This is a genomic window from Rhodococcus sp. MS13, assembly GCF_013277835.1.
Taxonomy (GTDB): Bacteria; Actinomycetota; Actinomycetes; order Mycobacteriales; family Mycobacteriaceae; genus Rhodococcus_F; species Rhodococcus_F erythropolis.
Map to the genome: position 1 here is coordinate 14,006 of NZ_VBTL01000004.1, position 13,330 is coordinate 27,335.

11 protein-coding genes are annotated in these 13,330 nt (G+C 62.1%); 6 read left to right on the forward strand and 5 right to left on the reverse strand.

What is annotated here, in order from left to right:
• The first annotated feature begins 7 nt into the window (after nt 1-7).
• The 4 genes from FEZ59_RS08410 (at nt 8) to FEZ59_RS08425 (ending at nt 5,329) form a co-directional block, all read left to right on the forward strand.
• Nucleotides 8-1,207, forward strand: a complete 1,200-nt coding sequence (locus tag FEZ59_RS08410; RefSeq protein WP_134999110.1) for a homogentisate 1,2-dioxygenase — start codon at nt 8-10, stop codon at nt 1,205-1,207.
• On the forward strand, nt 1,204-2,073 hold the full coding sequence (locus FEZ59_RS08415; RefSeq protein WP_019745014.1) for a hypothetical protein: 870 nt from the start codon (nt 1,204-1,206) through the stop codon (nt 2,071-2,073). Before FEZ59_RS08410 ends, FEZ59_RS08415 begins: the two co-directional genes overlap by 4 nt.
• The gene (fahA, locus tag FEZ59_RS08420; protein WP_134999109.1) at nt 2,070-3,260 is read left to right on the forward strand and encodes a fumarylacetoacetase; all 1,191 of its coding nucleotides are present in this window, start codon (nt 2,070-2,072) and stop codon (nt 3,258-3,260) included. The genes FEZ59_RS08415 and fahA overlap by 4 nt, the downstream gene beginning before the upstream one ends.
• 176 nt (nt 3,261-3,436) lie before the next feature.
• Nucleotides 3,437-5,329 carry an FAD/NAD(P)-binding protein gene (locus FEZ59_RS08425; protein WP_269576984.1) on the forward strand — a complete coding sequence of 631 codons (1,893 nt, stop codon included), beginning with the start codon at nt 3,437-3,439 and terminating at the stop codon, nt 5,327-5,329.
• A 52-nt stretch (nt 5,330-5,381) separates the two neighbouring features.
• On the opposite strand, the gene FEZ59_RS08430 is transcribed toward FEZ59_RS08425, so the two are convergent.
• The 4 genes from FEZ59_RS08430 to FEZ59_RS08445 all read right to left on the reverse strand — a co-directional run bounded on the left by FEZ59_RS08430 (nt 5,382) and on the right by FEZ59_RS08445 (nt 10,546).
• Nucleotides 5,382-7,805, reverse strand: a complete 2,424-nt coding sequence (locus FEZ59_RS08430; RefSeq protein WP_021332155.1) for an ATP-dependent Clp protease ATP-binding subunit — start codon at nt 7,803-7,805, stop codon at nt 5,382-5,384.
• 114 nt (nt 7,806-7,919) lie between these two features.
• Entirely contained in the window at nt 7,920-8,435 is a 516-nt protein-coding gene (locus tag FEZ59_RS08435) for a hypothetical protein (protein WP_019745018.1), read from the reverse strand.
• 12 nt (nt 8,436-8,447) lie between these two features.
• Complete coding sequence (locus FEZ59_RS08440; RefSeq protein WP_021332154.1) at nt 8,448-9,647, reverse strand: MFS transporter; 1,200 nt, start codon at nt 9,645-9,647, stop codon at nt 8,448-8,450.
• Nucleotides 9,644-10,546: an NAD(P)-dependent oxidoreductase gene (locus tag FEZ59_RS08445; RefSeq protein ID WP_021332153.1), complete on the reverse strand. Its 903-nt coding sequence runs from the start codon at nt 10,544-10,546 to the stop codon at nt 9,644-9,646. The genes FEZ59_RS08440 and FEZ59_RS08445 overlap by 4 nt, the downstream gene beginning before the upstream one ends.
• Nucleotides 10,547-10,648: 102 nt before the next feature.
• Between FEZ59_RS08445 and FEZ59_RS08450 the strand changes: the two genes are divergently transcribed.
• Nucleotides 10,649-11,233, forward strand: a complete 585-nt coding sequence (locus tag FEZ59_RS08450) for an ABATE domain-containing protein (protein WP_021332152.1) — start codon at nt 10,649-10,651, stop codon at nt 11,231-11,233.
• Here FEZ59_RS08450 and FEZ59_RS08455 read toward each other — a convergent pair.
• Entirely contained in the window at nt 11,230-11,859 is a 630-nt protein-coding gene (locus FEZ59_RS08455; protein WP_019745022.1) for a TMEM175 family protein, read from the reverse strand. The genes FEZ59_RS08450 and FEZ59_RS08455 overlap by 4 nt on opposite strands.
• A 216-nt stretch (nt 11,860-12,075) precedes the next feature.
• Here FEZ59_RS08455 and FEZ59_RS08460 point away from each other — a divergent pair, with 216 nt between their 5' ends.
• Nucleotides 12,076-13,326, forward strand: coding sequence for an MFS transporter (locus tag FEZ59_RS08460; protein ID WP_019745023.1), 1,251 nt, complete (start codon nt 12,076-12,078; stop codon nt 13,324-13,326).
• Nucleotides 13,327-13,330: the final 4 nt, after the last annotated feature.

Sequence of the window (13,330 nt, forward strand, 5' to 3'; positions counted from 1 at the left end):
CCCCGTCATGGCGTTCTATCGACAACTCGGCAACATCCCACCGAAGCGTCACACCCAACACCGTGACGAGTCCGGCAACCTCTACTACGAAGAACTGATGGGCGAGGAAGGTTTCTCCTCGGATTCTTCGTTGCTCTACCACCGCGAGATCCCGTCGGCCATCGTCGACGCAACAGTCTGGGAACTGCGCGATCAGAGCACAACCCCCAACCATCCCCTCAAACCGCGCCATCTGAAACTCCACACACTGTTTCCCGAAAGCACCTGGAACGAGACCGACGTGGTAACCGGCCGTCGTCTCATCCTCGGAAATGCCGACGTGCGACTGTCCTACGTCGTTGCGGCGGAGCCATCTCCCCTGTACCGCAATGCAATCGGCGATGAGATGGTCTACATCGAATCTGGCGAGGCGACCGTCGAGACTGTCTTCGGCACACTCGAGGCCTGTGAAGGTGACTACGTCCTGATCCCGATGTCCACAACGCATCGATGGATCCCCAAGGGTGACAAACCACTTCGTGCCTACGCCATCGAAGCGAACAGTCACATCGTCCCGCCCAAGCGCTATCTTTCCCGCTTCGGCCAGCTACTCGAGAACGCACCGTTCTGTGAACGAGACCTGCACGGACCGACCGCGCCCATGATCGCCGAAGGCACCGACATCGCGGTACTGGTCAAGCACCGCACGTCGGCGGGCATCGTCGGCACCCGAATGGTTTATCCCACGCACCCTTTCGATGTCGTCGGTTGGGACGGATGCTTGTACCCGTACACCTTCAACATCTCCGACTACGAGCCGATCACGGGCCGTGTTCACCAGCCGCCGCCCGCGCACCAGGCATTCGAGGGGAACAACTTCGTGATCTGCAACTTCGTGCCCCGCAAGGTCGACTACCACCCCCTGTCGATCCCCGTGCCGTACTACCACTCGAACGTCGACTCGGACGAGATCATGTTCTACTGCGGCGGTGACTACGAGGCACGCAAGGGTTCCGGCATCGGGCAGGGTTCGATATCGATTCATCCCGGCGGCCACGCCCACGGCCCACAACCCGGCGCGTACGAGCGAAGCATCGGCGCCGAGTACTTCGACGAGCTGGCCGTGATGGTCGATACGTTCCGGCCCCTCGAATTGGGTGAGGGAGCCTTGGCCTGTGAAGACGAAGCGTACGCCTGGAGTTGGGCAGGGCGGGGGCCTCAGCAATGACGATCATCTCCCCACTCCTGCGCGGCCTGTGCGACGACGCAGCACTCTTCCCACCCGGCAATGCTCCTCTCGCCGAGGCAGTTCCGGCCCACGCGGCCTACCAGCAGGCGGACTATGACGCACTGGTCGGGCCCTTCGTCTTTCCCGCGCCGCGATTGAGCGAACTGGCCGCGTACGTTTCAGCTGACAACCCGGTGACGCTGAGTCTGACTGTGCCGGCCGGTCCAGCCGATACGGCGGCGGCACTGTCGAACGCGCTCGCTATCCCCGGTGTCAGCGTCGCCGCCGTCGAAGTGGGAATTCCTGACGGGTTGGACGCCGAAGCCGCCTTCGAGGAACTCGCTCCCGTCCATGCCGCTCATCCCGACCTGGACATTTTTGTCGAGGTACCCCGCGGTGATCGACGCGTGGACTTTCTGACGGCGCTCGAAACCGCCGGGTACTCCGCGAAGTTTCGCACCGGAGGAATTGTCGCCGAAGCGTACCCGGACGAGGACGAGCTCGCCGATGCCGTGATATCCGTTGTCCGAGCGGGTATCCCGTTCAAGGCGACCGCGGGACTGCATCACGGCGTGCGCAATACCGATCCGGAGACAGGTTTCGAGCAGCACGGCTTCCTCAACATCATGGTGGCCGTCAACGCTGTGAGGCGGGGCGCCGACCGCTCGGAAGTTGTTGCTGCTCTGGCGCAACGCGATGGCGAATCGATCGCGCAAGCCCTGGCCGAACTGACCGCGGACGAGGCCGGCGAGGTGCGTCGCCGCTTCCTCTCGTTCGGGACCTGTAGCATTTCGGACCCTCTCACCGAACTCGAAGGTCTCGGATTGATCGTCCGCTCCGACAAAACCGAAGGAACACTCGTATGACCGTCACGACCATCGACATTCCCGCCGACTCGTTGTTCGGGATCGACAATCTGCCATACGGCATCTTCTCCCCCGCCGGAGGATCACCCCGTGTTGGTGTACGGGTCGCCGACTCGGTGGTCGATCTCGCAGCGACACTGGGAGATTCCGTCTTCGCCGAACCGACTCTGAATGCGTTCATGGCGCTGGGCCGAGATCAGTGGGTATCGGTGCGTAATCGGATCACGGATCTAGTGACCGGCGAAATAGACTCGGACGCAGTGTTTCCCGTCGACTCAGTCACAATGCACTTGCCGATCGCGGTGGCCGACTACGTGGATTTCTACGCGTCGGAAAATCATGCGACCAACCTCGGACGCCTGTTCCGACCCGACGCTGCCCCCTTGATGCCGAACTGGAAGTACCTTCCGGTCGGATACCACGGGCGCTCGAGCACCATCGTCGTCTCCGGCACCGATATCGTTCGTCCCTGCGGACAGCGGAAGGCACCCGATCAGGAAAGCCCGGACTTCGGACCGTCCCGCCGCCTCGACATCGAAGCCGAAATGGGGTTCATCGTCGGAACTCCCTCGAAGATGGGCGATTCCATCACCCCGGACGAATTTGCCGAGCACGTCTTCGGCGCCGTCGTCGTGAACGACTGGTCTGCCCGAGACATCCAGGCGTGGGAGTACGTGCCCCTCGGTCCGAACCTGGGGAAGAGTTTCGCGACCTCCATCTCACCGTGGGTCGTACCCTTGCTCGCTCTCGAAGCAGCCCGAATCGACACTCCGGTGCAGGATCCCGAACCGCTTTCCTATCTGCGTGGTGAAGAGAAGTGGGGGCTGGACATCGACCTGGCCGTCGAATGGAACGGTCACGTCGTCTCCCGGCCGCCCTACGCCCAGATGTACTGGTCGCCTGCGCAGATGCTCGCGCACACCACCATCAACGGCGCAGCAGCGAGCACCGGCGATCTCTTCGCGTCCGGAACCATTTCCGGGCCGGACAAAGATCAGCGCGGCGCCTTCATCGAGCTGACGTGGGGCGGCAAGGAACCCGTGGCTGTGGGCTCCGAGACCCGTACCTTTCTCGAAGACGGCGACACCATCGCCATCTCAGCCACCGCTCCCGGCGTCGGCGGATCACGAATCGGCTTCGGGGATGTTCACGCTCGGATCCTGCCTGCAACGCAAACCGAAAGATAGTGATTGACAACTGTTTGATTCACGCTGATCTGATGTCCGGAATTCCTTGCCTCACGATTCTCCGAAGATAAGCTGGACTAACCATCCAGAGCGATCGAGAGTCCTGGCTCCGTGACGTCGCAGCAACCCCCTCTGCTGAGGTGCGGGTGCTTTCTGCCAGGTCCGATGGAGGACTCGTGCCAGGCGATCGACCCCGTACCTCAGTGGGGACAGCAGCTGTCGTCGTGATCGTGGGCGGTGGCCCCCGCGGGACCGGCGTACTCGAGCGAATCCTCGCTCACGAATCGGTGAACGCCGATCCCGTACCGATCGACATTCACGTCGTCGACCCGTATCCGGCAGGCGCCGGCCGCATTTGGCGAGGCAGCCAGGCGCCGCTTCTGTGGATGAATTCGACAACCGCGGACGTCACGATGTTCACCGACGAGACCACCGCCGTGACCGGCCCGGTGCTGCCGGGTCCGACCCTCGCGGAATGGGTCGCCGAGCACTCGACTGAACTTGCCGAATTTCCCGAAATCGCGGCAGAAGTTCCGATGATCACCCCGTCGTCGTTTGCATCGAGGTCACTGCAGAGCCGATACCTGAACTGGGTGTTCCAGACTGCGGTCGACTCTGCACCAGCGCACGTCGACGTTCGGGTTCATCGACGATCCGTGGTCGACATCGTGAACGTCGGCGAGATACAGACGGTTCATCTGGACGACGGAGTTGTCATCGAAGCGACGGCCGTCCTTCTCGCGCAAGGGCACCCCGATGCGTTGGCTGCCCCGCGTGAAACCGCGCTGACCAGCTTCGCGTCCGAGCACGGGTTGACCTACGTAGGTCCGGGATACACCGCCGACCTCGACGCCGATGTCATTCCCGAACGCGAACCGGTTCTGATCGCCGGACTCGGGCTGGCTTTCATCGACTGGATGGTTCTCCTCGCCGAGAGCCGCGGCGGCGTCTTCGAACGCGGTGAGGACGGCACCCTCACTTACACTCCCTCGGGTCGGGAACCGCTGTTGTACGCCGGATCTCGTCGAGGCGTGCCGTACCACTCCAAGATTTCGTACTCGATCGCCGACGCGCGGCCACCGCTACCTCGGTTCTTCACCGCTGATCTTGTGCCCGGCGACGGGCCGTTGGATTTCCGAAACGACATCTGGCCGCTGGCGTCGAAAGAATTGGCAGGCGCCCACTATCACGAACTGTTCGCGTCGCACCCGGATCGGACGGTGGGCACCTGGGAGGAGTTCGACGCCGAATTCGCCTCGCTGGCTTGGGGATCGTCTCGATTGCAGGAACTGGTCGAGAACGCAGTTCCGAAGCCGGAAGACCGTATCGATCTCGAGCGACTGAACCGCCCACTCGGCGGTGAGCGCTACGACGGACTTGCCGAGGTCCAATCCCGGATCAACGAATACATCTCGGCAGACGTCGCGCGGAGGTCGGACCCGTATTTCAGCGCCGACGCCGCTGTCTTCTCAGCGCTGCTGTCGACGTACATGACTGTCGGAGAATTGCTGCGGCGCGGCAGAATCCCGGCCGAATCCGTCGCCAAGGACGTCGAGGGTTGGCTTCATTCGTTCTTCAGCTTCATCGCCAGTGGTCCGCCACCCGAGCGACTGGAACAGTTGATCGCGCTCAACGAGGTCGGCATCGTCCAGTTCCTCGGGCCGGATTCAGCGTTCTCCACCGAGATCGACCCGGCAACGGGGGTTGGGATCTTTGTCGCTCGCAGTGCGTCGCACACCGACATCGTGGCCGCGAACACCCTCGTCGAAGCACGCTTGCCGGTTGCTTCCATCAGCGCGAGCGGTGACTCGCTCCTGCGGACGCTTCACGGTCGAGGCGAGGCAGTCGAACTTCGTGCGACCGTGGACAGTTCGGCGAAGCTCGCCGTCGACGGTACTTCACGAATTCTCGACCAGGACAACACAGCTCATCCTCGCCGCTTCGCGGCCGGGCCGTGGGTTGCAGGCCACAACTGGTCGGCGGCTTTCCCTCGTCCCCGTACCAATGCGGGGTTTTTCCGGCACAACGACGCCCTGGCGGCGGAGATTTTGGGCGCTGCGCGCCTGTGAGCGGTTAGGGAGTCCAGGGACTCCCTAACCGCTCACGGGGGCTGTGCCCCTCCTAGCTGAACACCAACTCACCCTCGTCAACCGCGACGGTGATGCTGCCGCCCTCTTCGAGGAGATCGTCGAGCAGCATGTCGGCGATCTTGTCGTCGACCACACGCTGGATCGAACGTCGCAACGGGCGAGCCCCGAACTCGGGTTGATGCCCGTGCTCGGCAATCCAGTCCACTGCGTCGGCGGTGAACTCGATGTCGATGCCCTTGGACTGCAACCGCTTCCGGCTGTCGTCGAGCAACAGATCAGTGATCCGGTGCAGTTGCTCGGTGTCGAGCTTGCGGAAGATCACTATCTCGTCGATGCGGTTGAGGAACTCCGGCCGCATCGATTCGCGCAACCTGGCCATCACGCGGTCGCGCAGTGGCTTCTCCGCCGACTCTGCATCACCTGTGGTGAAGCCCAGTCCACCGGACTTGCTCGAAATGATGTCCGAGCCGAGATTGCTGGTCATGATCACGACGGTGTTCTTGAAGTCCACCGTTCGACCCTGGCCGTCGGTCAGACGCCCATCGTCGAGCACCTGGAGCAAGGTGTTGAACACGTCCGGGTGTGCCTTTTCGATCTCGTCGAGCAGGATCACCGAGTACGGGTTACGACGCACCTGTTCCGTGAGCTGTCCGGCCTCGCCGTAGCCGACATATCCGGGAGGAGCACCGACCAATCGGCTTACCGTGTGCCTCTCACCGAACTCGCTCATGTCGAAGCGCAGCATCTTGTTCTCGTCACCGAAGAGTGTGGCAGCCAGAGCTTTTGCGAGCTCCGTCTTGCCGACACCGGTAGGTCCGAGGAACAGGAAGCTACCGACGGGACGATCCGGATCGCTCATACCGGTCCGGCTACGACGCACCGCACGCGCGATTGCGCGAACGGCGTCATCTTGCCCGATGACACGACCGTGCAGTTCCTCTTCCAGACGGCGCAGGCGATCTTTCTCTGCTTGAGTCATCTGGCTGGCCGGAATACCCGTGGCACGGGCGACAACCTGGGCAATCTGTTCAGCAGTCACATCCGGAGTTTCCTCGGAAGGAACCGAGGATCCTGCCTTCTCCAGACGCTTTGCGACGCTGTTGATCTCGTCACGCAGGGTCGACGCCTTCTCGTACAATTCATCGGCGACGGCTTTCTCCTTGTCGCTCTCCAGCTGCTCGAGACGTTGCTGCAGAGCAGCGGTGTCTACCGTGGCCGTCTTCAACCGAAGCCTGGCGCCGGCCTGGTCGATCAAGTCGATTGCCTTGTCCGGCAGGAACCTGTCGCCGATGTAACGTGCCGACAGCTCCACCGCAGCGGTGATCGCCTCGTCGGTGTAGTGGACCTTGTGGTGATCCTCGTACCGACTGCGCAGTCCGCTCAAGATGGCGATCGCGTCCTCGATCGACGGCTCTCCGACCTGTACGGGCTGGAAGCGCCGCTCGAGCGCGGGATCCTTCTCGATGTTCTTGCGGTATTCGTCGAGCGTGGTGGCGCCGACGATGTGCAGTTCACCGCGAGCGAGCTTGGGCTTGAGGATGTTTCCGGCATCCATCGCACCTTCGGCGCCGCCTCCGGCACCGGCGATGGTGTGCATCTCGTCGATGAAGACGATCAGCTCGTCCTTGTGTGCGGTGATCTCGTCGATCACCTTGGTCAGCCGTTCCTCGAAGTCTCCGCGGTAGCGAGTACCCGAGACCATGCTCGAGAGTTCGAGCTGGACTATCCTCTTGCCCACCAACGATTCCGGGACATCCCCGTCGACGATGCGCTGGGCGAGACCTTCGACGATGGCAGTCTTGCCGACGCCTGCTTCACCCACCAGGACGGGGTTGTTCTTGGTGCGGCGGGAGAGGATCTCGATGGTCTGTTCGATCTCGTCGGCGCGGCCGATCACCGGATCGACGCCGCCGTTGCGTGCGCGATCGGTGAGATCGACGCCGTACTTGTCGAGCGTCGGTGTGGTGGACTCGTCTTCGACTGGACCGGCTGCAGGATTCTGAACCGCTGCCTGCAGCTTCTCCGGCGTGATGCCGGCCGAAGCGAGCAGACGACCCGGAACATGATCGGGGTCACCAGCCAATGCGATGAAGAGGTGTTCGGGATCGATGTACGTCGATCCCAGGGCTCGGGCCAGTTGATGAGCCTCGAGTAGAGCGGTTTTCACGGCGCTGCTGAGCGCAGGAGCAGAGTAGGCCCCCTGCTCACGGCCTTGTGGCAGCCGCAGGTCGACGGCGTCGACCACGGATTTCGGGTCGGCTCCGGCGCGCTGCATGAGCGTGCGGACCGGATCCTGCTCCGCCATGACGCGGAGAACGTGCAGTGCATCGAGATCCGAATCACCGCGAGCAGCCGCTACACGTGCAGCGTCAGCCATGAGTTGCTGGGTGGCCCTGCTCATGAGCCGGGAAATATCGATGCGACCGGGACCCTCGGGCCCGAAGAATGCTGGCATTCCGAAGCCTCCTTGCAGAAAGTTGAGCGTTACTGACTCAATTAACGTGCATGGGGCTCGATCAATTCCCGCGGGCTCAGATTTGTTTCAACACCTTCGGGCCACAGATCGTTCTCAACTACCGAAGGATCCGGTAGATCGACCGACCGGGTACGCCTCGACGTGCATGATCACCGATCCCTCGCAGGGACCACTCGCGATGTCGGTACGCCACGAACCTTTCAGACTGCCATCGGGCTGAGGTGTGTAATACGCCTCGGAGTGCGCCGGTGCCCACACCTTGGGCACGCCTTCCCCCTGGTAGCAATCCCACTCCCAGTCATAGGGGTGCACCCAACTGGTTCCGTCCCAGGTGTATCGCGCAGGCTGCGGCAACGTCGGATTGGCGGGAGCCGGACCGCCGACCACTGTGGCGATACAGACTCCGCTCGAGCAATCCGTCTCGAACGTGTATGTATCGGAGAAATCCGGCTCCCACTGGCTGGCGGCCAGACTTGTGCCCGTCTTGGTCGCGGCGAAACGCTTGAGCGAGTAATCACCGGACCAGTTCGCATCCGCAGCCCCCGCGGGCATCGCTCCGGCGACAAACCACGTAGCAACGAGAGCAACCACCAGCAATGACTTTCGCATGCGTGAAGTGAATCACAAGCTATGTCCGAATTGTCGGATACTGACCACAAGAACACCGACGACGATCAGCACCAGCGAAACCAACGGCAACGCTCCCGCACCCCTGTCCGCCAAGATCAGCCCGCCCACGACGCCGCCCGCTGCGATCGCCGCATTGAAGATCGTCACGAAAACCGATTGCGCAGTGTCCACAGCGTCGCCCGTCGTGTCGGCGAGCGCAGTCTGAAGGACAGTGGGAGCGCCTCCGAATGCCACGCCCCATACCGCAACGCTGAGTGCGATCACTGCGAAGCTGTCACCGCCGACGCCCAACGCGGTCAAAGCTGCGGCAAAGACCACCAAGCTCAGCACGGTGAGACTTCGAAGGGCCCGGTCGACAAACACCCCGACCACACCGATGCCCACGAAGGCGAAAAGTCCGAACACGAACAAGACGATTCCCAACCGATCGCCGAAACCGATGCGATCCAGAAACGCCGCCAGGTACGTGTACACGATGTTGTGCGCGAAGATCCACAAGAACGCGACAAACAGAATCGGTCGTACGCCCGGCAGGACCAGGACTTTCCGCACCGACAGCTGCCGATCCGCTTGTTGCCCGGGAAAGTCCGGCATCACCGTGAGTATCCACACGACCAGAAGTAGCGCAGCAACCGACATCACGGCGAAGACTACGCGCCAATCGGCCAGGGTCCCGAGCCATGCACCCATCGGAACGCCGATTGCCAGCGCGATCGGCTGTCCGACGGAGGCAACCGCAACGGCCCGCCCCTGCAGACGAAGGGGCGCCATCCTGCGTGCGTACCCAGCAAGCAACCCCCACACCACACCTGCTGCCATGCCCGCCAGAAACCGAACACCCAAGGTGAGAACAAGATTCGACGACAGCGCTGTCACCAGATTGAAGACACCGAATCCAACAGTCGCCGACACCAGGACAGCACGCCGTCGCAGTCCTCGGGTCAATGCGATCAGTGGTACCGCCCCGACGACAGAGCCCAACGCGTATGCAGTGACCAATTGCCCGGCGCCGGAGACAGATACGGACAGTCCTGACCCGATCTGCACCAGTAGTCCGGCCGGCATGGTTTCGGTTGTGATTGCTATGAAACCTGCCATTGCGAGTGCCGACAACCCGGCCAGCGGTAGTGTCCGGACGGAATCGGTCTCCGCCAGCGCCGAAGTCGCAGTCCCGTCAGAGCTCGCGCTCACCTCGTCGGCGTTTCGGGACTGCCTTCACCCGGCTGGCCGGAACGGACCAGTTCTGCAATCGACGCCCAGTCCATCTCGCCCTGACCGTTCGCCAGAGCCTGAGCGAGCGCGCCTCGAAGTACGCCGCCGAACGGCAAATCCAGATCGACGCTGTCGGCGGCGTCGAGCGCAAGCCTCAAATCCTTGAGGCCCAGAGCGGTGGTGAATCCTGCAGGCTCGTACTGACGCGTCGCGACGAGGTTCCCGTAGCTCGAGTAGACCGGCCCCGGGAAGATCGTCGAGGTCAGCAGTTCTACGAGTTGGCTTCCGTCCACACCTGACCTCTCCCCCAATGTGATTGCCTCACCCAAGGATTGAATCGCGGCGAGGATGAGGTAGTTACCGATGATCTTGACGATGTTGGCCTGCTCCGGACGCTCACCTTGTGGCCACGTGCGAGCCCCGATGACGTCGAGGAAGGGTTGCACTCGCTCGAGGAGGGAACTGTCGCCGCCGGCGATGATGTTCAACTGGCCAGCCTGAGCAACAGAAACGCGTCCGAATACCGGCGCCGCGATGTACCCGATGCCGTACTCGGCGTGCAGTGCGGCGGCGCGCTTGGCAAGGCCGACGCTGACGGTGGCCATGTTGACGTGCACGGTTCCAGTCGGAACGGATGCGAGTACGGCGGGATCCAGAATGGCCGCAGACACGGCCGAATCATCCGCCAACATCGACAGCACAACACCGGACTGGAATGCCTCGGCAACGGTTTTCGCGCCGGTCGCCCCTTCCGCGACCAATTCGGCTACCGCTTCAGGGCTGCGATTCCACACCGTCACGTCGAAGCCTGCACCCATCAGATTTCGAGCGATGGGACGACCCATCGCACCCAAACCGACCACGGAAACAGAAGTCATGGATTTCCCTCTCGAAAATGTTGAACCATCTAAGACGGTTCAACACTCTCACACAGGTACAGTTGCTGTCGAACCGGTTGAGATGGTTCGCTACAAAGGAGGATGAAAGTGAACGAAGCAGGAGCTGATCAATCCGCTCGGGACGTGTTTCGACTCGACAACGACACGCTCGCCTTCCGCTTCACCGCCACCCTCACCAATCGGAACGGCTCGAGGTTCGAACGACTCACGAGCCCGCAGCGACTCGAATTATGGTTACGCGCCAACGATCTGATGGACACCCCAGCAACCGCGACAGAAGACGACCTCCGCGGCGCGCAGGATTTACGTGAGGCCATTCATCGCATCGGAACCGCCGTATGCGAGGACCGCCGCGCCTCACGCGCCGATGTCGGGATCGTCAACACCGCATCCGAACTCGGTGATGCCCACCTCGTCCTCGAGAGTGGCCGGGCCCTCTGGAAATCAGCCGGAGACAATCCGATCCGCGACGCTTTGTCGATAGTGGCTGCCGACGCGATCGCGGTGCTCGGTGGACCCGACCACGACCGCGTCAAAGCCTGCCAGGGCGACGGGTGCACCGGCCTCTACGTCGACACCAGCCGCGGCAACAACCGACGCTGGTGCTCCATGAACATCTGCGGAAACAAAGCCAAGAAATCCGCGATGACCGCTCGCGCCGACTAGCTCATCTCACCTTCACCGCGACTCCATTTCGCCGCCACTCGGTTCCACAGCTTCTCGATCGGCGTCGACAGCAGGAGAAGAAACAGCGGGAAGTACGACGTCACCGGAACGAGCACACTGACGAGCAGCGCCACCACCATGATCAAGAAAGTGACGATTTCAGCGGTGAAATGCGGCTTCGCATTCTCTTCGCTCAACGAAGGGTTGCGAACCAGACCCCACGCGACCACCGCCAGGCACGCAGCACTGGCTGCCATTGTCCCGATGTAGAGAGCCCTGGTTCCGAGATCCTGCGACGGCGCTGCAACGAGCGCAGTCGGGAATGGCAAGAACACGATGGTCATCACCCACAACCCCAGCCCGCGCACAACCACCTTGTCTCCGTCGACCACGAAACGAAGCAGCCGATGCTGCGACCACCAGAGACGGAAGATCACCAGAAAGCTCAGGGCGAACGAATAGAACTGCGCAGCGTGATCGCGCAGGAGTTCCGACGTGGTGCCGTGGTGGTCACTGGTGAGTTCGACCAGCGGCAGGACGAGCAGCGTGATCGCAATGGCGACAATCGCGTCGACGAAAGTGACGTAGCGCTCGAAGTAGCGGGTGCGTTCCGCAATCTCAGCCATTGCGGAAGCATAAGCCTCACAACAAGAAACAGACCGGCGACGCCACTTTGCGGGAGGCGGTATCCCGAAACATACAATTAACGAATCAAATTCGTTATACCTCTTGACCGAGGCAGGGCCCATCCCCATACTTAACGAATCACATTCATTAAGTGACTCGCATCACGCCATCAGGGGTCGGTTCCGCCACCCCCTTCAGGACATGGGGTTGCCCTAGTGCCAATCAACGCTTCTGCGATTACGCAGTCCGACCGGGTTCCACTCACCGCCAACCGCGGTATTGCCGTCTTCAGCATCGGTGTCATGGGATTCATCACCGCGAACCTCATCCCCCTGATGATCGTGGCAATGGTCGAGGACCTCGGTGTCACCGAATCCGCCGCCGGTGCCGTCCTGACCGCATCGCTGCTGGTCTGCGCGTTCACCTGCCTCGCCACCACTCGTATCGCATCGGGTCGGCATCGTCATCTCCTCGGCCGCGTCAGCCTGATGGCAATGGCAGCCGCATTCGGCGTTGCGGCCATCGCACCGTCCACGATGATCGCGTGTACCGCGATCATCGTCGGCGGCATCGGCGCTGGTGGATCTGCATCCGTTGGTGGAGCGGCACTGGCCGCGCTCACGAACCCGGACCGGGCGTCAAGCATCAGCGGCCTCGTGAACCGTGTCGTCGTCACAGCCGTCCTCGCTCTCATACCCATCCTCGGCACACACATGACCAACGCATTCGGCATCGTCGCAGTCCTGGCACTGGCTACCGCAGCAACGGTCACCTGGTTGCCGTCATCCCCGGTGAAAGAGTCGCCGGAGACGGCGAAGTCCGCCAAGACGACCACCACTCTCCCCGCCGGGGTAAGCGCGAAACGACTCACTTTTGCCGGAACCGCATTTCTCGCGATGCTTGCAGTCTGGGCGATCAGCGAAGACTCACTGTGGGCAGTACTCGGCATCATGGGTTCCGAGCACGCCGGACTCTCGGATCAACAAATGAGTCTCGCGCTGAGCGCATCAACGGCGGGTGGCGTGCTCGCGGCTGTTACCTTGACCGCGTTGGGTTCTCGGGTCAGTCGGACAGTATCGATCTCCGTGCTACTGATACTCGGGGCAATCCTGAAGCTGTCTGCCAGCCTCACCACCGATCCCACGATCTACCTGGTACTGGTCATCGCCTGGAACACTGTCTACGCGGCCACGTTCATCGTCTTGGTTGCCATCTCGGCCGCGCTCGACGCCGCCGGCCGATGGTCGGCCCCACTACTGGGCACCTACCTCATCGGCTCCGCGTTCGCGCCACTGTTCGGCACTTCGGTGACGGCCAGCCTCGGGTATCCGACCTTCGGAGTCATCATCTCCGGGATCAGCTTCGTTCTATTAGTCCCGTTCGCCTTGGTTTCCCGACTCTCCGCACGTACCGAGGGTGCGTATCGTCACCACAGCGCCGCCATCACTACTACCGTCATCGCGTAAGGAT